The organism is Parafrankia elaeagni (assembly GCF_000374165.1).
GTDB lineage: Bacteria > Actinomycetota > Actinomycetes > Frankiales > Frankiaceae > Parafrankia > Parafrankia elaeagni.
In genome coordinates this window covers 46,916-64,831 of sequence record NZ_KB893739.1, presented here as the reverse complement: position 1 = coordinate 64,831, position 17,916 = coordinate 46,916, and the positions used below count along the sequence as shown (strand labels likewise).

Here is a 17,916-nt window from a genome sequence, read left to right as displayed (position 1 = left end):
CAGTCTTGCTGGACGTCAACTTCTTCGACGAGCTGCGCATCGGCCTGGCCACCGCGGACGACATCCGCCAGTGGTCGTTCGGTGAGGTCAAGAAGCCGGAGACGATCAACTACCGCACCCTCAAGCCGGAGAAGGACGGACTCTTCTGCGAGAAGATCTTCGGTCCCACCCGGGACTGGGAGTGCTACTGCGGGAAGTACAAGCGGGTCCGGTTCAAGGGCATCATCTGTGAGCGCTGTGGCGTCGAGGTCACGCGCGCCAAGGTGCGCCGCGAGCGGATGGGCCACATCGAGCTCGCCGCTCCCGTCACCCACATCTGGTACTTCAAGGGTGTTCCGAGCCGTCTCGGCTACCTGCTCGACCTCGCGCCGAAGGACCTCGAGAAGGTCATCTACTTCGCCGCGTACATGATCACCAAGGTCGACATCGACTCCCGGCACCGCGATCTGCCGACGCTCGAGGCCCGGATCGGGGTCGAGAAGCAGCAGCTCGAGGACAAGAAGAACGCCGATGTCGAGACCCGCCAGCGCAAGCTGGAGGAGGACCTCGCGCAGCTCGAGGCCGAAGGGGCCAAGGGCGACGCCCGCCGCAAGGTGCGTGAGTCGGCGGAGCGCGAGATGCGCCAGATCCGCGACCGCTCCCAGCGCAAGATCGACGACCTCGAGCGGGTCTTCGACCGCTTCAAGGGCATGAAGGTCCAGGACCTGGAGCCAGACGAGCTGCTCTTCCGCGAGCTGCGCGACCGGTTCGGCCAGTACTTCGAGGGCGGCATGGGAGCCGAGGCGCTGCAGCGCCGGCTCGCCGACTTCGACCTGGCCGCCGAGGCGGAGTCGCTGCGGGAGACCATCCGCAGCGGCAAGGGGCAGAAGAAGGCCCGTGCGCTCAAGCGGCTCAAGGTCGTCTCGGCGTTCCTGAACACCCGCAACTCCCCGATGGGGATGGTGCTCGACTGCGTCCCGGTCATCCCGCCGGACCTGCGCCCGATGGTGCAGCTCGACGGTGGCCGCTTCGCGACGTCCGACCTGAACGACCTGTACCGCCGGGTGATCAACCGGAACAACCGGCTGAAGCGGCTGCTCGACCTCGGCGCGCCCGAGATCATCGTCAACAACGAGAAGCGGATGCTGCAGGAGGCCGTCGACGCGCTGTTCGACAACGGCCGCCGCGGCCGGCCCGTCACCGGGCCCGGCAACCGCCCGCTCAAGTCGCTGTCCGACATGCTCAAGGGCAAGCAGGGCCGGTTCCGCCAGAACCTGCTCGGCAAGCGCGTCGACTACTCCGGCCGTTCGGTCATCGTCGTCGGCCCGCAGCTCAAGCTGCATCAGTGCGGGCTGCCGAAGCAGATGGCGCTGGAGCTGTTCAAGCCGTTCGTGATGAAGCGGCTGGTCGACCTCAACCACGCGCAGAACATCAAGTCGGCCAAGCGCATGGTCGAGCGGGCCCGCCCCGTCGTGTGGGACGTGCTCGAGGAGGTCATCACCGAGCACCCCGTGCTGCTCAACCGGGCGCCGACCCTGCACCGCCTCGGCATCCAGGCGTTCGAGCCGCAGCTGGTCGAGGGCAAGGCCATCCAGATCCACCCGCTGGTCTGCACCGCCTTCAACGCCGACTTCGACGGTGACCAGATGGCCGTGCACCTTCCGCTGTCCGCGGAGGCGCAGGCCGAGGCCCGGATCCTGATGCTGTCGAGCAACAACATCCTCTCGCCGGCGTCGGGGCGTCCGCTGGCCATGCCGAGCCTCGACATGGTGACCGGGGTGTTCCACCTGTCCCGGATCACCGATGACGAGCTCGGCCAGGGCCGCTACTTCTCCAGCGTGGCCGAGGCGCAGATGGCCTTCGACGCGCGTGAGATCGGGCTGCAGGCCCTGATCAAGGTCCGGCTGCGGGAGAGCACGCCGCCGACCGAGTGGACGCCGCCCGCCGACTGGCTGCCGGGGGACCCGTTCACCCTGGAGACCACGTTCGGGCGCTGCCTGCTCAACGAGGCGCTGCCGGAGGGCTACCCCTTCATCAACGCCCAGCTGAACAAGAAGGCCCAGGCGGCGATCGTCAACGACCTCGCCGAGCGGTACCCGAAGATCCAGGTCGCGGCGACGCTGGACGCCCTCAAGAGCGCCGGTTTCTACTGGGCCACCCGGTCCGGTGTGACGGTCGCGATCGAGGACGTCGTGGCACCGCCGAACAAGGCCCAGATCCTCGACGAGTACGAGCAGCGGGCCGAGCGGGTCGAGAAGCAGTTCGGCCGCGGTTTCCTCTCCGACGAGGAGCGCCGCAGCGAACTGGTGCAGATCTGGACCGAGGCGACGAACAAGATCGCCGAGGCCATGGAGGCGAACTTCCCGGAGACCAACCCGGTCTACACACTGGTCAACTCCGGGGCCGCCGGAAACATGATGCAGATCCGGCAGCTCGCCGGCATGCGTGGACTGGTCTCCAACCCCAAGGGCGAGATCATCCCGCGGCCGATCAAGGCGAACTTCCGTGAGGGCCTCACCGTCGTCGAGTACTTCATCTCCACGCACGGTGCCCGTAAGGGGCTCGCCGACACCGCCCTGCGGACCGCCGACTCGGGTTACCTGACCCGTCGTCTGGTGGACGTCAGCCAGGACGTCATCGTCCGCGAGGAGGACTGCGGAACCGAGCGCGGCATCCTCACCCGGATCGCCCGCAAGGGGCCGGACGGGGTGCTGGTGCGGGACCGCTACGCGGAGACCTCCGCGTACGCCCGCTCGCTCGCCTCCGACGCCGTCGACGCCCAGGGCGAGGTCGTCGTCCCGGGCGGCGCCGATGCGGGCGACGTGGTCATCGGCCAGATCATCGAGGCCGGGATCGAGTCGGTGCGGGTGCGCTCGGCGCTCACCTGCGAGTCGCGGATGGGTGTCTGCGCGCAGTGCTACGGCCGTTCGCTGGCCACCGGCAAGCTGGTGGACGTCGGTGAGGCCGTCGGCATCGTCGCCGCGCAGTCGATCGGTGAGCCGGGTACGCAGCTGACGATGCGTACCTTCCACAGCGGTGGTGTCGCCGGTGACGACATCACCCAGGGTCTGCCCCGTGTCGTCGAGCTTTTCGAGGCCCGTAGCCCGAAGGGCAAGGCCCCGATCAGCGAGGTGGTCGGCCGGGTCAAGATCGAGGAGACGGAGAAGACCTTCAAGGTCGTCATCGTCCCCGACGACGGCAGCGAGGAGATCGCCTACCCGGTGTCCCGCCGCTCCCGGCTGCGGGTCCGCGAGGGCGAGCGGGTCGACGTCGGCGCCCAGCTGATCGACGGCGCGGTCGACCCGCACGAGGTGCTGCGCATCCTCGGCCCGCGCCAGGTGCAGCTGCACCTGGTCGACCAGGTGCAGGAGGTGTACCGGTCGCAGGGTGTGTCGATCCACGACAAGCACATCGAGATCATCATCCGCCAGATGCTCAAGCGGGTGAACGTGCTGGAGTCGGGGGAGACCGCGCTGCTGCCCGGCGAGCTCGTCGAGCGCGCCCGGTTCGAGGCCGAGAACCGCCGCGTGGTGGAGACCGGCGGCCAGCCGGCCTCGGCCCGCCCGGTGCTCATGGGCATCACCAAGGCCTCGCTGGCCACCGAGTCGTGGCTGTCGGCGGCGTCCTTCCAGGAGACGACCAGGGTGCTCACCGACGCGGCTATCAACGCCCGCTCGGACTCGCTGGTCGGTCTCAAGGAGAACGTCATCATCGGCAAGCTCATCCCGGCCGGTACCGGCATCTCCCGGTACCGCAACATCCGGGTGGAGCCGACCGACGAGGCACGGGCGGCGATGTACTCGGTCAGTGGCTACGAGGACGGCGGCTCGGTCGAGTACGGCGCGTTCGGTACCGGCTCCGGCCAGGCCGTTCCGCTGGACGAGTTCGACTACCGCAGCTCGGGCGACTACCGCTGACCCGGCCGCGCCGGGTGGGTCGACCGACCCACCCGGCGCGACAGTCCTGGTTGGTCTGATCTCGCCACGGCCCGGTGTGTCCGCCGCATGCGGACACACCGGGCCGTTCGCGTTGCCGGGAAGGGGGAGTGATCGGCCGGTGGGATCACAGTAGGATCACAGTAGGATTGATCCATGACTCTGGCGGTGATGACGGTGGGCAGGCTCCCGCCAGGCGGCTCCGGTTTGCCGGCGAAGCGCAAGGTGTCGATCACGCTGGACGCCGACCTGGTCGCCGAGCTGGAAGCCGCGGGGGAGAACCTCTCCGCCCAGGTGAACCTCGCCCTGCGCGGCGAGCTCGACCGTCGCCGGCGTCAGCGGGCCCTCGAGGCGCTCGTCGACCGTCTCGACGCCGAGGCTCCCGGGCGCGACCCGGCCGCGGACGAGGAGGAGACCGAGCGGTACATGCGCCTGCTCGGCGGGCCTTCGGCGTGAGGCTCGTGCTGGACGCGGAGGCGGTCAACGCACTGCTCCACCGTGACCATCACAGCCGTGGCCAGGTTCGTAACTCGATGCGGGCCGCCATCCGGCTGCAGCGCGACGTCGTGGTGCCCACCATCGTGCTGGCCGAGCTCTACCGCGGCGCGGGCCGCGGCGCCGCCGTGGACGCCCTGCTGGCCCGGGATGCCGACGCGCTGAGCCTGCGGGACACCGACCGGTCGATGGCCCGGCTTGCCGGCGCGGTGCTCGCCCAGGCCGGCCTCGGCTCCCGGTATCTCGCCGACGCCCACGCGGTGGCCGTGGCGGTGGAGGGCGGCGGCGGGGTGATCCTCACCGGCGACCCGGCCGATCTGGCCCGGCTCGCGGGTCCCTATCCGACCGTCGCCGTCGAGCCTCTCGCCAGCCCCGGTGGCCGAGACAGGTCCTGACCGTGCCGGTCAGCCCGCGATCGGGCGTCGCGCAGCCCGGGATCGGGCGCCGCGCCCCTGGGGCGGGTGGCAGGAGGGGTGGCGATGGTCCTTCAGATGGCCTCTGGAGGCCCCGAGACGCCAGACCCTGTTCCGCCGGACGGTGACCGGGTGCCCGGTCCGTACGCCGCCTCGTGGAGCTCGCCGTAGACCCTCACCAGGTCGGGGAGCTGATAGTGGGCGTTGAGGCCGCTGGGGTTGGGTAGCAGCCAGACGCCGGCCGGTCCGAGGCGCTCCGGCTGTCGGCCCACCTTCGCCGTCCTGCGACCGAAGCCGATCCGGTAGGCGGCGAGGCCCAGGAACGCGACCCAGTCGGGCCGGATCCGCTCGACCAGCGCGGTGAGCACCGGGACGCCCGCGCGCACCTCGTCGTCGTCGATCTCGTCCGCCCGCGCGGTGGCCCGGCGCACCAGGTTGGTGATCCCGATGCCGCGGGCCCGCAGCTCGTCGGTCTCCGAGGGGTGCAGCCGGCGGGAGGTGAACCCGGCCAGGTGCAGGACCGGCCAGAGACGGTTGCTCGGTGTCCCGAAGTGGAATCCGGTCGCCCCGGACTCCAGGGACGGGTTGATACCACACAGCAGCAGCCGGGTCTCGGACCCGACCAGATCGGGGACGGTCGTGCCGTAGGCGGCCAGCAGTTCCGCGCGGCCGGGCCGGGTCGGGCGGCCGCGTCCATCGCGAAGGTCGGAGCCGGCCCGGGTCGCGACCGCCGGCCGGGCAGTCGCCGGCGGGGACGGCCGCAGGGAACTGGACACGGACACATTCTTCTCCATCATCGGTACCGGGCTCGACGGGACCCTCGAAACCCGCTGCACCCGGGCGTACGTGGCTGCCGGGGCGGTTCGCGGGCGTTCGGCGCGAAGGGCGTCCGGTGCTACCAGCCGGCGTCGCTCATGGGCAGCACGGCGGAAACACGCCGGCAGCACGCCTGCGGCACGCCGAGTGGGCGCCGGTCGCGCAGCTCGGTGGGAAGGCGCAGGCAGGCCGTCTGTTGCCGAGCGCGGGGTGTCGTGGTCGTCGGGTGATACCCCGTTCGACACTTGACGCGGGCGTGGAGTAATGTTGGCACCTGTGGCTGGAGCCCACGTGGCTCTGGCGTGTGTCCTGCGCCTAGATGTGGCGCCGTGGCGCCGGGAGTCGGCCTTTCAGGTCAGGCACCCAGGCTGCCGTCGGTGACTGTCAGGTTCGAGCCGGCTGATGGTCGGGTGGGCGCGCTCCTTACCGGGACGGTTCGGATCTTTCGAGCAGTCCTGAAGGGCGCGACACGCCCGACCGCGTGGGTCGGAAGGGAGCGCTCCGGCGCCCGTTCCGTGCCGACCGGTGGGGCCGCACCGCGACACAGCAGGCAGACAGGCCGGCCATCCGGGATGGCTGCCGAGGAGTACGACGAGGCACGAAGGAACGGGAGCGGCGTTGCCCACGATCCAGCAGTTGGTCCGCAAGGGCCGGCAGGACAAGGTCGAGAAGACCAAGACCCCGGCACTCAAGGGGAGCCCGCAGCGTCGTGGCGTGTGCACCCGCGTCTACACGACCACGCCCAAGAAGCCGAACTCGGCGCTGCGCAAGGTCGCCCGCGTCCGGCTCAACAGCGGGATCGAGGTCACCGCCTACATCCCGGGCGTTGGCCACAACCTGCAGGAGCACTCGATCGTGCTGGTGCGTGGCGGCCGAGTGAAGGACCTCCCGGGCGTCCGCTACAAGATCGTCCGGGGCGCCCTCGACACGCAGGGCGTCCGTAACCGGAAGCAGGCTCGCAGCCGCTACGGCGCGAAGAAGGAGAAGGGCTGATGCCGCGCAAGGGGCCAGCACCCAAGCACGCCGTCGTCGTCGACCCGGTCTACGGCTCGCCGCTGGTGACCGCTCTGGTCAACAAGGTGCTGCTGAGCGGCAAGAAGTCGGTGGCGGAGCGCATCGTGTACGGCGCGCTCGAGGGCGCCAAGAACAAGACCGGCAACGACCCGGTCGTCACGCTCAAGCGTGCGTTGGACAACGTCAAGCCGACCCTCGAGGTGCGTCCCCGCCGTGTCGGTGGTGCCACCTACCAGGTGCCGGTCGAGGTCCGCGCGGGCCGCAGCACGACGCTGGCGCTGCGCTGGATCGTCGGGTACTCCCGCGGTCGTCGTGAGAAGACGATGACGGAGCGCCTGATGAACGAGCTGATCGATGCGAGCAACGGCCTCGGCGCGAGCGTGAAGCGCCGGGAGGACACCCACAAGATGGCGGAGTCCAACAAGGCCTTCGCCCACTACCGCTGGTAACTCATCATGGCTGCTGACGTACGTTCCGCCCTGGCCTCGACCCGCAACATCGGGATCATGGCCCACATCGACGCGGGCAAGACCACCACCACCGAGCGCATCCTCTTCTACACCGGTGTGAACTACAAGATCGGTGAAGTCCACGAGGGCGGCGCCACGATGGACTGGATGGAGCAGGAGCAGGAGCGGGGGATCACCATCACCTCCGCCGCCACCACCTGTTCCTGGCGCGATCACACCATCAACATCATCGACACTCCGGGCCACGTCGACTTCACCGTCGAGGTGGAGCGCTCGCTGCGCGTCCTCGACGGCGCGGTCGCGGTGTTCGACGCCGTCGCCGGTGTCGAGCCGCAGAGCGAGACGGTGTGGAAGCAGGCCGACCGCTACGACGTCCCGCGGATCGCGTTCGTCAACAAGATGGACCGGGTCGGCGCCGAGTTCCACCGCTGCGTCGACATGATGGTCGACCGGCTGGACGCGACGCCCGCCGTCATCCAGCTCCCCTGGGGTGTCGAGGCCGACTTCCGTGGCGTGATCGATCTGATCCGCATGAAGGGCCTGCTCTGGCACACCGAGGACAAGGGCGCCTCCTACGAGACGGTCGACATCCCTGAGGACCACGCCGAGGCCGCGCAGGAATGGCGGGAGAAGCTGGTCGAGACCGTCGCCGAGAACGACGACGACCTCATGGAGCTGTACCTGGAGGGCGTGGAGCCCACCGAGGAGCAGCTCATGGCGGCGCTGCGGCGGGCCACGGTGGCCAGCAAGGTCAACCCGGTGCTCTGCGGCTCGGCTTTCAAGAACAAGGGCGTCCAGCCCATGCTCGACGCGGTGGTCGACTTCCTCCCCTCGCCGACCGACATCGGCGCGGTCACCGGCCACGCGGTCGGCAACGAGGAGACCGAGGTCATCCGCGAGGCTGAGGAGGACGCGCCGTTCTCCGCACTGGCCTTCAAGATCATGTCGGACCCGTACGTCGGCAAGCTGACCTACATCCGGGTGTACTCCGGCAAGATCACAAGCGGTACCGCGGTGCTCAACTCCACCAAGGACCGCAAGGAGCGGATCGGCCGCATCCTGCAGATGCACGCCAACCACCGGGAGGACCGGGAAGGCGTGGGAGCGGGCCAGATCGTCGCCGTGGTGGGTCTGAAGAACACCACGACCGGTGACACGCTCTGCGACCCGGCCTCGCCGGTCATCCTCGAGTCGATGATCTTCCCCGCTCCGGTGATCGACGTCGCCATCGAGCCGAAGACCAAGGCTGACCAGCAGAAGCTGGGCACCGCGATCCAGCGGCTCACCGAAGAGGACCCGACCTTCCAGGTCCGCACCGACGAGGAGACCGGTCAGACGGTCATCGCCGGTATGGGTGAGCTGCACCTCGAGGTCTTCGTCGACCGGATGCGCCGTGAGTACGGCGTCGAGGCGAACGTCGGCAAGCCGCAGGTGGCCTACCGCGAGACCATCCGCCGCAAGGTGGAGAAGGTCGACTACACCCACAAGAAGCAGACGGGTGGCTCCGGCCAGTACGCTCGCGTGATCATCGACCTCGAGCCCTCCGGCGGCGACGGCGGCGGCTACGAGTTCCAGAACAAGGTCACGGGCGGGCGCATCCCCAAGGAGTTCATCCCCTCGGTGGACGCCGGCTGCCAGGAGGCCATGGAGTTCGGTGTCCTGGCCGGGTACCAGCTGGTGGACGTCAAGGTCACCCTGCGGGACGGCCAGTTCCACGACGTGGACTCCTCCGAGCTCGCCTTCAAGATCGCCGGTTCGATGGCGTTCAAGGAGGCCGCGCGGAAGGCCGACCCGGTCATTCTCGAGCCGTTGATGTCGGTCGAGGTCACGACGCCCGAGGACCACATGGGTGACGTGATCGGCGACCTGAACTCGCGTCGCGGGCAGATCCAGGCGATGGACGAACGGGGCGGTTCCCGCATCATCAGGGCCCTGGTGCCGCTGTCGGAGATGTTCGGGTACGTCGGTGACCTGCGGTCGAAGACCTCCGGTCGGGCGAGTTACTCGATGCAGTTCGACTCCTACGCCGAGGTTCCGCAGAACGTCGCCAAGGAGATCATCGCGAAGGCGCGAGGCGAGTAGTCAGGTCTCCCAGCGGGCCGGGGTGCCGGCACCACTGACGACAGCGCCGGCCCAGTGACCACGACACAAGCACGACACCACCCGTCCTTGGAGGGACACCAGTGGCGAAGCAGAAGTTCGAGCGGACCAAGCCGCACGTCAACATCGGCACCATCGGTCACATCGACCATGGCAAGACGACGCTGACGGCAGCCATCACCAAGGTTCTGCACGACGCGCACCCGGACCTCAACCCCTTCACGCCGTTCGACCAGATCGACAAGGCGCCGGAGGAGAAGGCCCGCGGTATCACGATCTCGATCGCGCACGTCGAGTACCAGACCGACGCCCGGCACTACGCCCACGTCGACTGCCCCGGCCACGCGGACTACATCAAGAACATGATCACCGGTGCCGCGCAGATGGACGGCGCGATCCTGGTGGTCTCGGCGACCGACGGCCCGATGCCGCAGACGAAGGAGCACGTGCTCCTCGCCCGCCAGGTCGGCGTGCCCTACATCGTCGTCGCGCTCAACAAGGCCGACATGGTCGACGACGAGGAGATCCTCGAGCTCGTCGAGCTCGAGGTCCGGGAGCTCCTGAACACCTACGAGTTCCCCGGCGACGACGTCCCCGTGATCCGCGTCTCCGCGCTGAAGGCGCTGGAGGGCGACAAGGAGTGGGGCGCGAAGCTCCTCGAGCTCATGGCCGCGGTCGACGCGTCCATCCCCGAGCCCGAGCGTGACATCGACCGGCCGTTCCTCATGCCGATCGAGGACGTCTTCACGATCACTGGTCGTGGCACCGTCGTCACCGGTCGTATCGAGCGTGGAATCGTCAAGGTCAACGAGACCGTCGAGATCGTCGGCATCAAGCCGGAGACCACGACGACGACCGTGACCGGCGTCGAGATGTTCCGCAAGCTGCTCGACGAGGGCCAGGCCGGTGACAACGTCGGTCTGCTCCTGCGTGGCATCAAGCGCGAGGACGTCGAGCGCGGCCAGGTCATCGTGAAGCCGAAGTCGATCACCCCGCACACGGTGTTCGAGGCGCGCGTCTACATCCTCAACAAGGACGAGGGTGGCCGGCACACGCCGTTCTTCAAGAACTACCGGCCGCAGTTCTACTTCCGCACCACCGACGTGACCGGCGTCGTGACCCTCCCCGAGGGCACCGAGATGGTCATGCCGGGCGACAACACCGAGATGACGGTCGAGCTGATCCAGCCGATCGCCATGGAGGAGGGCCTGCGGTTCGCCATCCGTGAGGGTGGCCGGACCGTCGGTGCGGGCCAGGTTCTCAAGGTCATCAAGTAGTAGCCGCGGGCGGCGGGTGCCTCACAGGGCCCGCCGCCCGCTGTTGCTGCCCGGCGGCACGCCGGGGCGCCTGGTGCGTCCCGGCCGGCGTGCGACCGGGAGTGGAGCAGGTAGCTGCCCGGGGGCTCGCGATGTGCGTGCCGACGGGCGTCAGACAAGGCGGTACACCCGGCACGAACCCGGCCCCGCCGGGTCGCCCGTCCTCATGGCGGCGACCCGCGCCGCGGAGCTTGGAGAGGTCGACGGGGACCCGGTAGTAATACCGGCCGGACGAGACAGACAGGACAGGCGAAGCCCACCATGGCGGCACAGAAGATCCGCATCCGGCTCAAGGCCTATGACCACGAGGTCATCGACAGCTCGGCGCGGAAGATCGTCGAGACCGTGACGCGTACCGGTGCGCAGGTCGCGGGTCCGGTGCCGCTGCCGACGGAGAAGAACGTCTACTGCGTCATCCGGTCGCCGCACAAGTACAAGGACAGCCGCGAGCACTTCGAGATGCGGACGCACAAGCGGCTGATCGACATTCTTGACCCGACGCCGAAGACGGTCGACTCGCTGATGCGCCTCGACCTGCCCGCCGGCGTGGACATCGAGATCAAGCTGTAAGAGGGGCCGGCGCCAGTCATGCTCAACCGCAACTACAGAGGGCTCCTGGGCACCAAGCTCGGGATGACCCAGGTATGGGACGCGAACAACCGCGTCGTGCCGGTCACCGTCATTCAGGCCGGCCCCAACGTCGTGACCCAGGTCAAGACACCCGACTCCGACGGCTATTCGGCCGTCCAGCTCGGCTACGGCGAGATCGACCCGCGGCGGATCAACAAGCCGCTGCGTGGCCACTTCGAGACCTCGGGTGTCACTCCCCGGCGGCATCTGGTGGAGCTGCGTACCGCCGACGCCGGTAACTACCGCCCCGGCCAGCAGTTGACCGGTGAGGTGTTCGACGCCGGCCAGGTGGTCGACGTCACCGGTACCTCCAAGGGCAAGGGCTTCGCCGGCGTCATGAAGCGGCACGGCTTCAAGGGCCTGGGCGCCGGTCACGGCGTCGAGCGCAAGCACCGCTCCCCGGGTTCCGTCGGCGGCTGCGCCACTCCGGGACGGGTCTTCAAGGGCCTGCGGATGGCCGGCCGGATGGGGCACGACCGCGTGACCGTGGCCGGGCTGACCATCCACGCCGTCGACACCGAGCGCGGCTTCCTGCTGATCAAGGGCGCGATTCCCGGCCCCGACGGCGGTCTGGTCTTCGTTCGCAGCGCGGCCAAGCGCCCCGCTCCGGAGCCGGCCGCTCCGGTCGCGGCCACCGCGGCCGCCGGCACCGGTGAGGAGGCCTCGGCATGAGCCCGACGGCATCGATGACGAAGGAAGCCCCCGCCGAGGCGGATGCGCCCACGGACCGCACGGTCCCGGTGCACGCCCCCGCGGGCGGCGACGCAGGCAGCGTCGAGCTGCCCGGCGCGGTGTTCGACGTGCCGGTGAACGTGCCGCTGATCCACCAGGTGGTCGTGGCGCAGCTCGCCGCGGCCCGGCAGGGCACGCACTCGACGAAGACCCGTGGCGAGGTCCGCGGCGGTGGGCGCAAGCCCTACCGCCAGAAGGGCACCGGCCGGGCTCGGCAGGGCTCGCTGCGCGCGCCGCAGTTCACCGGCGGTGGCATCGTCCACGGCCCGACGCCGCGCAACTACGACCAGCGGACACCCAAGAAGATGAAGGCCGCCGCGCTGCGCGGGGCCCTGTCGGACCGGGCCCGCAACAACCGGGTGCACGTGGTCTCGTCGCTGGTCGCCGGGGACGCCCCGTCGACGAAGTCGGCGGTGGCCGCGCTGACCAGCCTGGTCGACGCGCGCCGTGTCCTGGTCGTGGCCTCCCGCTCGGACGAGCTGACCTGGCTCAGCCTGCGCAACGTGGCCGAGGTCCACCTGCTCGACCCGGGCCAGCTCAACACCTATGACGTGCTGGTGAGTGACGACGTGGTCTTCACCGAGGGCGCGCTCACCGCGTTCCTCGGCCGCGGCTCACGTCCGGCGGCCTCGGCTGGCACCTCGGCCAGCGAGGAGGAGGACAAGTGATCCCCGACCCGCGAGACATCATTCTCCGGCCGGTCGTCTCCGAGAAGAGCTACGGCCTGCTCGACGAGAACGTCTACACGTTCATCGTTCGCCCCGACGCGAACAAGACCCAGATCAAGCTCGCCGTGCAGAAGATCTTCAACGTGCGGGTCACCCGGGTCAACACGATCAACCGGGCGGGCAAGCGCAAGCGGACCAAGCACGGCTGGGGACACCGCTCGGCCACCAAGCGGGCGCTCGTCAGCCTCGCGCCCGGTGACAGCATTGAGATCTTCGGAGGCCCCGGTGCCTGACACCCGCGTGGGGCGTACCCGGGTGCCGCTCGGCCCGGCGTCGGATCGGAAGTAGAACATGGGTATTCGCAGGTACAAGCCGACGACGCCGGGGCGTCGTGGGTCGAGCGTCGCGGACTTCGTCGAGATCACCCGTGATCACCCGGAGAAGTCGCTCGTCCGCCCGCTGCACTCCAAGGGCGGCCGCAACGTCCACGGGCGGATCACGACCCGGCACCAGGGCGGCGGTCACAAGCGCGCCTACCGGATCATCGACTTCCGGCGGGACAAGGACGGTGTGCCGGCCAAGGTCGCGCACATCGAGTACGACCCGAACCGCACCGCGCGGATCGCTCTGCTGCACTACCTCGACGGCGAGAAGCGCTACATCCTCGCCCCGGTGAAGCTGCGCCAGGGCGACATGGTCAGCTCGGGCGTCGGCGCGGACATCAAGCCGGGCAACGCCCTGCCGCTGCGCAACATCCCGACCGGCACCGTGGTCCATGCCATCGAGCTGCGTCCCGGCGGCGGCGCCAAGATCGCTCGCAGCGCCGGCACCAGTGTGCAGCTCGTCGCCAAGGACGGCCCGTACGCGCAGCTCCGGATGCCCTCCGGCGAGATCCGTAACGTCGACGTGCGCTGCCGCGCCACCGTCGGCGAGGTCGGCAACGCCGAGCAGAGCAACATCAACTGGGGCAAGGCCGGCCGGATGCGCTGGAAGGGCCGTCGTCCCACCGTCCGCGGTGTCGCGATGAACCCGGTCGACCACCCGCACGGTGGTGGTGAGGGCAAGACCTCCGGTGGCCGCCACCCGGTCAACCCGAAGGGCCGCCCCGAGGGCCGGACCCGGCGCACCAAGAAGTCGAGCGACGCGCTGATCGTCCGGCGTCGCAAGCAGAACAGGCGGCGGTAGCAATGGCTCTGTTCGCCCGGTCATCGGTCACCCTGACCCACCCCCACCACTGAGCAGGAAGGAGGAGACACAGCCATGCCACGCAGTCTTAAGAAGGGCCCGTTCGTCGACGACCACCTGCTCAAGAAGGTGGACGTTCAGAACGAGAAGGGCACCAAGCACGTCATCCGGACCTGGTCGCGTCGTTCGACCGTGATCCCCGACATGCTGGGTCACACCATCGCGGTGCACGACGGGCGCAAGCACGTCCCCGTGTTCATCACCGAGGGAATGGTCGGGCACAAGCTCGGCGAGTTCGCGCCCACGCGCACCTTCCGCGGGCACGTCAAGGAGGACCGGAGGTCACGCCGTGGCTGACGACCTCGTCGATGGCCTGACCCGCGCCGGCCTGCCCGGCGCCAGGGCGACCGCCCGGTACGTGCACACCTCCCCGACGAAGGCCCGCCGGGTCATCGACCTGGTCCGTGGCCGGGCTGCCGGCGAGGCGCTCGACATCCTGCGGTTCGCGCCGCAGGCGGCGAGCACGGATGTCTACAAGGTCGTGGCGAGCGCGGTGGCGAACGCCGAGAACAACCACGATCTCGACCCGGCGACGCTGTGGATCGCATCCGCCTTCGTCGACGAGGGACCCACGCTCAAGCGCATCCGGCCCCGCGCCCAGGGCCGGGCGTACCGGATCCGCAAGCGCACCAGCCACATCACGATCGTGGTGGAGAGCCGGGAACCGGTCGCGACGGGCGCCGGCGCCAGGACGACTAGGAGGGCCCGGTAGTGGGGCAGAAGGTAAACCCGCACGGGTTCCGACTTGGCATCACGTCGGAGTTCACCTCCCGTTGGTACGCCGACAAGCAGTACAAGGCGTACGTCGGTGAGGACGTCAAGATCCGCAAGATGATGTCCAAGGGCATGGAGCGGGCCGGCATCAGCAGGGTCGACATCGAGCGCACCCAGGGCCGGCTGCGGGTGGACATCCACACCGCCCGCCCGGGCATCGTGATCGGCCGGCGTGGCGCCGAGGCCGACCGCATCCGCGGTGACCTCGAGAAGCTCACCGGCAAGCAGGTGCAGCTCAACATCCTCGAGGTGAAGAACCCCGAGGTCGACGCGCAGCTTGTGGCACAGGGCGTCGCCGAGCAGCTCTCCAGCCGGGTCAGCTTTCGCCGCGCGATGCGCAAGGCCATGCAGTCGGCGATGAAGAGCGGCGCCAAGGGCATCCGGGTGCAGTGCTCGGGTCGCCTCGGCGGCGCCGAGATGAGCCGGTCCGAGTTCTACCGCGAGGGCCGGGTGCCGCTGCACACGCTGCGCGCGGACATCGACTACGGCTTTTACGAGGCCCGGACGAACTTCGGCCGTATCGGCGTGAAGGTCTGGATCTACAAGGGCGACATCGTCCAGAGCCGCGCGGAGCGGGAGGCCCAGGAGGCGCTCCTGCGCCAGCAGCGCCGGGAGCGGCCGCGACGCGGGCCGCGCTCGGGTTCCTCGGGCACCACGCAGGGCGGAACGGACGCGGGCCGCGCGGCGGCTCGTGCCGGCGACCGGCGCGGTCGCGGTGGTAGCGGTGGCGGCGGTGGCGGTGCGGAGAAGGCCGCGGCTGACAAGGCCACGGCCGAGACCACGCCGGCCAGCACTGCGCCGGCTGAGACCGCCGCGCCTGCCGCGCCCGAAGCGACGTCGGCCCCGGCGGTCACCGAGACCCAGGGCACGCCGGAGAAGGCGGAGGGTTAGGAAACATGCTTATTCCCCGGAAGGTCGCGCACCGCAAGCAGCACCACCCCAAGCGGGCGGGCGCTGCCAAGGGCGGCACCAGGATCGCCTTCGGCGAATACGCGATCCAGGCCCTGGAGCCGGCCTACGTGACGAACCGGCAGATCGAGTCGGCGCGTATCGCGATGACCCGGCACATCCGGCGTGGTGGAAAGGTCTGGATCAACATCTACCCGGACCGTCCGCTCACCAAGAAGCCCGCTGAGACCCGAATGGGTTCCGGTAAGGGCTCCCCGGAGTGGTGGGTGGCGAACGTGAAGCCCGGACGCATCATGTTCGAGCTCTCCGGCGTGGCCGAGCCCGTCGCCCGCGAGGCGATGCGCCGCGCCATCCACAAGCTGCCGATGAAGTGCCGTTTCGTGACCCGTGAGGGTGGTGCCTGATGGCTGTCACGACTGCGGACGACCTGCGCGCGCTGTCCAGCACCGAGCTGGTGGACAAGCTGCGGGAGGCCAAGGAGGAGCTGTTCAACCTCCGTTTCCAGGGCGCGACCGGGCAGCTGCGCAACAACCGGCGGCTGCGTGACGTCCGCCGGGACATCGCCCGGATCTACACGGTCATGCGCGAGCGCGAGCTCGGCCTGAGCGATGACCCGGCCGTCGCGGCGGATGCCGCCGGTTCGGACGCGTGAGTGCAGTGAGCGGAGACGAAGTGAGCGACACCAGCACGGACAGCACGACCACCACCGCTGCTGCGGACGCGTCCACCGAGCGTGGCTTCCGCAAGGTGCGGGAGGGACTGGTCATCAGCGAGAAGATGCAGAAGACGGTCGTCGTCGCGGTGGAGGACCGGGTCCAGCACCCGCTCTACGGCAAGACGATCCGCCGCACCAAGCGGGTCAAGGCGCACGACGAGAGCGGCAACGTGGGTGTCGGTGACCGCGTCCTGCTGATGGAGACCCGGCCGTTGTCGGCCACCAAGCGCTGGCGGGTCGTCCAGGTCCTCGAGAAGGCGAAGTAGGTCCTTCGGGACCTCGGGGGCTCGCGTGCTGCGCGGGCCCCCGGCCGGCCGGGCGCGGTGACCTCGCGGTCGTCACCGGTGGCAGGGGAGAGAGCCGGCCGGCGGCGGTCGGGCGGCAACGGGTGATCAGGAGCAGAAAGTGATTCAGCAGGAGTCGCGACTTCGGGTCGCCGACAACACCGGAGCCAGGGAAATTCTGTGCATCCGCGTGCTCGGCGGCTCTGGGCGTCGTTACGCGGGGATCGGCGACATCATCGTCGGAACGGTGAAGGACGCCCTGCCCGGCGCCGGCGTGAAGCGCGGCGACGTGGTCAAGGCGGTCGTGGTGCGCACCACCAAGGAGCGGCGGCGCCCGGACGGCTCCTACATCCGGTTCGACGAGAACGCGGCGGTCCTCATCCGCGATGGCGGAGACCCCCGCGGTACCCGCATCTTCGGCCCGGTCGGCCGTGAGCTGCGGGACAAGCGTTTCATGAAGATCATTTCGCTGGCGCCGGAGGTGCTGTAGACCGTGGCCGGTATGAAGATCAAGAAGGGCGACACGGTCCAGATCGTCACAGGTAAGGACCGGGGCCTGAAGGGCAAGGTCATCCGGGCCATCCCCGACCAGAACAAGGTCGTGGTCGAGGGCGCGAACCGGGTCACCCGGCACACCCGCGTCCAGCAGAGCCAGCGCGGCTCGCAGTCCGGCGGGATCGTCACCCAGGAGGCGCCGATCCACGTCAGCAACGTGATGATCGTCGATCCGTCTGACGGCCGGCCGACCCGCATCGGCTACCGCTTCAACGAGGACGGCACCAAGGTCCGGATCTCGCGCCGCACCGGTGCCGAGCTCTAGGCCCCCGGCGCAAGGCTAGGAAACGAGACAATGAGTGTGACCACGGAAGCCCGGCCGGTCCCTCGGCTGAAGCAGCGGTACCGCGCCGAGATCGCCCCGGCGTTGCGGGAGGAGTTCTCCTACAGCAACGTCATGCAGATCCCCGGCGTGGTGAAGGTCGTCGTCAACATGGGTGTCGGCGACGCCGCCCGGGACGCGAAGCTGATCGACGGCGCCACCCGCGACCTGGCGGCCATCACTGGCCAGAAGCCCGCGGTGCGTCGGGCCAAGAAGTCGATCGCCCAGTTCAAGCTGCGGGAGGGTCAGCCCATCGGGGCGAAGGTGACTCTGCGCGGCGACCGCATGTGGGAGTTCCTCGACCGGCTGGTCTCGATCGCGCTGCCCCGTATCCGCGATTTCCGCGGACTGTCGCCGAAGCAGTTCGACGGCGCGGGGAACTACACGTTCGGTGTGACCGAGCAGTCGATCTTCCATGAGATCGACATCGACAGGATCGACCGGGTCCGGGGCATGGACATCACGGTCGTCACGACCGCGACCAACGACGACGAGGGCCGGGCGCTGCTGAGGGCGCTGGGCTTCCCGTTCCGGGAGAGCTGAG

Annotated in this window: 22 protein-coding genes; 21 read left to right on the top strand and 1 reads right to left on the bottom strand. The window is 69.3% G+C overall.

Translation table 11 applies throughout. The annotated features are described in order from the left end of the window. The first annotated feature begins 5 nt into the window (after window positions 1–5). From B207_RS0120545 to B207_RS0120535, 3 genes are all read left to right on the top strand, one after another. Complete coding sequence (locus tag B207_RS0120545) at window positions 6–3,896, top strand: DNA-directed RNA polymerase subunit beta' (RefSeq protein WP_018638480.1); 3,891 nt, start codon at window positions 6–8, stop codon at window positions 3,894–3,896. Window positions 3,897–4,070: 174 nt separating this feature from the next. Further along, window positions 4,071–4,370: a type II toxin-antitoxin system CcdA family antitoxin gene (locus B207_RS0120540; protein WP_018638479.1), complete on the top strand. Its 300-nt coding sequence runs from the start codon at window positions 4,071–4,073 to the stop codon at window positions 4,368–4,370. A 5-nt stretch (window positions 4,371–4,375) separates the two neighbouring features. Further along, window positions 4,376–4,804 carry a PIN domain-containing protein gene (locus B207_RS0120535; RefSeq protein ID WP_230205133.1) on the top strand — a complete coding sequence of 143 codons (429 nt, stop codon included), beginning with the start codon at window positions 4,376–4,378 and terminating at the stop codon, window positions 4,802–4,804. Between the two features lie 92 nt (window positions 4,805–4,896). Here the strand turns inward: B207_RS0120535 and mug are convergent, their stop codons facing one another. Beyond that, window positions 4,897–5,619, bottom strand: a complete 723-nt coding sequence (mug, locus tag B207_RS0120530) for a G/U mismatch-specific DNA glycosylase (protein WP_018638477.1) — start codon at window positions 5,617–5,619, stop codon at window positions 4,897–4,899. Between the two features lie 637 nt (window positions 5,620–6,256). On the opposite strand from mug, the gene rpsL reads away from it, so the two are divergent. The 18 genes from rpsL (at window position 6,257) to rplE (ending at window position 17,915) form a co-directional block, all read left to right on the top strand. Next, window positions 6,257–6,631 (top strand): 30S ribosomal protein S12, encoded by a 375-nt coding sequence (gene rpsL / locus B207_RS0120525; RefSeq protein WP_009740532.1) that lies wholly within the window; start codon window positions 6,257–6,259, stop codon window positions 6,629–6,631. Then, window positions 6,631–7,101, top strand: coding sequence for a 30S ribosomal protein S7 (gene rpsG / locus B207_RS0120520; RefSeq protein WP_018638476.1), 471 nt, complete (start codon window positions 6,631–6,633; stop codon window positions 7,099–7,101). Before rpsL ends, rpsG begins: the two co-directional genes overlap by 1 nt. Window positions 7,102–7,107: 6 nt before the next feature. After that, window positions 7,108–9,204 (top strand): elongation factor G, encoded by a 2,097-nt coding sequence (gene fusA, locus B207_RS0120515; RefSeq protein ID WP_018638475.1) that lies wholly within the window; start codon window positions 7,108–7,110, stop codon window positions 9,202–9,204. A 101-nt stretch (window positions 9,205–9,305) separates the two neighbouring features. Next, window positions 9,306–10,499 (top strand): elongation factor Tu, encoded by a 1,194-nt coding sequence (gene tuf, locus B207_RS0120510; RefSeq protein ID WP_018505133.1) that lies wholly within the window; start codon window positions 9,306–9,308, stop codon window positions 10,497–10,499. Window positions 10,500–10,799: 300 nt separating this feature from the next. Further along, window positions 10,800–11,108 carry a 30S ribosomal protein S10 gene (gene rpsJ / locus B207_RS0120505; protein WP_006539131.1) on the top strand — a complete coding sequence of 103 codons (309 nt, stop codon included), beginning with the start codon at window positions 10,800–10,802 and terminating at the stop codon, window positions 11,106–11,108. A gap of 18 nt (window positions 11,109–11,126) precedes the next feature. Beyond that, complete coding sequence (gene rplC, locus B207_RS0120500) at window positions 11,127–11,840, top strand: 50S ribosomal protein L3 (protein ID WP_018638474.1); 714 nt, start codon at window positions 11,127–11,129, stop codon at window positions 11,838–11,840. Continuing rightward, window positions 11,837–12,568, top strand: coding sequence for a 50S ribosomal protein L4 (gene rplD, locus B207_RS0120495; RefSeq protein ID WP_035741518.1), 732 nt, complete (start codon window positions 11,837–11,839; stop codon window positions 12,566–12,568). Before rplC ends, rplD begins: the two co-directional genes overlap by 4 nt. Next, window positions 12,565–12,861, top strand: coding sequence for a 50S ribosomal protein L23 (rplW, locus tag B207_RS0120490; protein ID WP_018505130.1), 297 nt, complete (start codon window positions 12,565–12,567; stop codon window positions 12,859–12,861). The genes rplD and rplW overlap by 4 nt, the downstream gene beginning before the upstream one ends. Window positions 12,862–12,919: 58 nt before the next feature. After that, window positions 12,920–13,753: a 50S ribosomal protein L2 gene (gene rplB, locus B207_RS0120485; RefSeq protein ID WP_018638472.1), complete on the top strand. Its 834-nt coding sequence runs from the start codon at window positions 12,920–12,922 to the stop codon at window positions 13,751–13,753. Between the two features lie 75 nt (window positions 13,754–13,828). Continuing rightward, the gene (gene rpsS, locus B207_RS0120480) at window positions 13,829–14,110 is read left to right on the top strand and encodes a 30S ribosomal protein S19 (protein ID WP_018505128.1); all 282 of its coding nucleotides are present in this window, start codon (window positions 13,829–13,831) and stop codon (window positions 14,108–14,110) included. Beyond that, window positions 14,103–14,525 carry a 50S ribosomal protein L22 gene (gene rplV / locus B207_RS0120475; protein WP_018638471.1) on the top strand — a complete coding sequence of 141 codons (423 nt, stop codon included), beginning with the start codon at window positions 14,103–14,105 and terminating at the stop codon, window positions 14,523–14,525. The genes rpsS and rplV overlap by 8 nt, the downstream gene beginning before the upstream one ends. Continuing rightward, window positions 14,525–15,478, top strand: a complete 954-nt coding sequence (rpsC, locus tag B207_RS0120470) for a 30S ribosomal protein S3 (protein ID WP_018638470.1) — start codon at window positions 14,525–14,527, stop codon at window positions 15,476–15,478. The genes rplV and rpsC overlap by 1 nt, the downstream gene beginning before the upstream one ends. Before the next feature lie 5 nt (window positions 15,479–15,483). Then, on the top strand, window positions 15,484–15,900 hold the full coding sequence (rplP, locus tag B207_RS0120465; RefSeq protein ID WP_018638469.1) for a 50S ribosomal protein L16: 417 nt from the start codon (window positions 15,484–15,486) through the stop codon (window positions 15,898–15,900). Continuing rightward, the gene (rpmC, locus tag B207_RS0120460; RefSeq protein WP_018638468.1) at window positions 15,900–16,148 is read left to right on the top strand and encodes a 50S ribosomal protein L29; all 249 of its coding nucleotides are present in this window, start codon (window positions 15,900–15,902) and stop codon (window positions 16,146–16,148) included. The genes rplP and rpmC overlap by 1 nt, the downstream gene beginning before the upstream one ends. A gap of 20 nt (window positions 16,149–16,168) precedes the next feature. Further along, window positions 16,169–16,477: a 30S ribosomal protein S17 gene (gene rpsQ, locus B207_RS0120455; RefSeq protein WP_018638467.1), complete on the top strand. Its 309-nt coding sequence runs from the start codon at window positions 16,169–16,171 to the stop codon at window positions 16,475–16,477. Between the two features lie 139 nt (window positions 16,478–16,616). Next, window positions 16,617–16,985, top strand: coding sequence for a 50S ribosomal protein L14 (gene rplN, locus B207_RS0120450; RefSeq protein WP_006539142.1), 369 nt, complete (start codon window positions 16,617–16,619; stop codon window positions 16,983–16,985). Between the two features lie 12 nt (window positions 16,986–16,997). Next, window positions 16,998–17,315 carry a 50S ribosomal protein L24 gene (rplX, locus tag B207_RS0120445; RefSeq protein ID WP_026311263.1) on the top strand — a complete coding sequence of 106 codons (318 nt, stop codon included), beginning with the start codon at window positions 16,998–17,000 and terminating at the stop codon, window positions 17,313–17,315. 30 nt (window positions 17,316–17,345) lie between these two features. Further along, a complete protein-coding gene (gene rplE, locus B207_RS0120440; protein ID WP_018638465.1) occupies window positions 17,346–17,915 on the top strand; it encodes a 50S ribosomal protein L5 in 570 nt (189 codons plus the stop codon). The last annotated feature ends 1 nt before the right edge of the window (window position 17,916 follow it).

Coding starts and splice junctions, on each gene's coding strand:
- rpsJ (WP_006539131.1), top strand. CDS start 10,800: ATGGCGGCACAGAAGATCCGCATCCGGCTCAAGGCCTATGACCACGAG.
- rplP (WP_018638469.1), top strand. CDS start 15,484: ATGCTTATTCCCCGGAAGGTCGCGCACCGCAAGCAGCACCACCCCAAG.
- mug (WP_018638477.1), bottom strand. CDS start 5,619: ATGATGGAGAAGAATGTGTCCGTGTCCAGTTCCCTGCGGCCGTCCCCG.
- rpmC (WP_018638468.1), top strand. CDS start 15,900: ATGGCTGTCACGACTGCGGACGACCTGCGCGCGCTGTCCAGCACCGAG.
- rpsS (WP_018505128.1), top strand. CDS start 13,829: ATGCCACGCAGTCTTAAGAAGGGCCCGTTCGTCGACGACCACCTGCTC.
- rplE (WP_018638465.1), top strand. CDS start 17,346: ATGAGTGTGACCACGGAAGCCCGGCCGGTCCCTCGGCTGAAGCAGCGG.
- rpsG (WP_018638476.1), top strand. CDS start 6,631: ATGCCGCGCAAGGGGCCAGCACCCAAGCACGCCGTCGTCGTCGACCCG.
- fusA (WP_018638475.1), top strand. CDS start 7,108: ATGGCTGCTGACGTACGTTCCGCCCTGGCCTCGACCCGCAACATCGGG.
- B207_RS0120540 (WP_018638479.1), top strand. CDS start 4,071: ATGACTCTGGCGGTGATGACGGTGGGCAGGCTCCCGCCAGGCGGCTCC.
- rplB (WP_018638472.1), top strand. CDS start 12,920: ATGGGTATTCGCAGGTACAAGCCGACGACGCCGGGGCGTCGTGGGTCG.
- rplC (WP_018638474.1), top strand. CDS start 11,127: ATGCTCAACCGCAACTACAGAGGGCTCCTGGGCACCAAGCTCGGGATG.
- rplX (WP_026311263.1), top strand. CDS start 16,998: ATGAAGATCAAGAAGGGCGACACGGTCCAGATCGTCACAGGTAAGGAC.
- rplD (WP_035741518.1), top strand. CDS start 11,837: ATGAGCCCGACGGCATCGATGACGAAGGAAGCCCCCGCCGAGGCGGAT.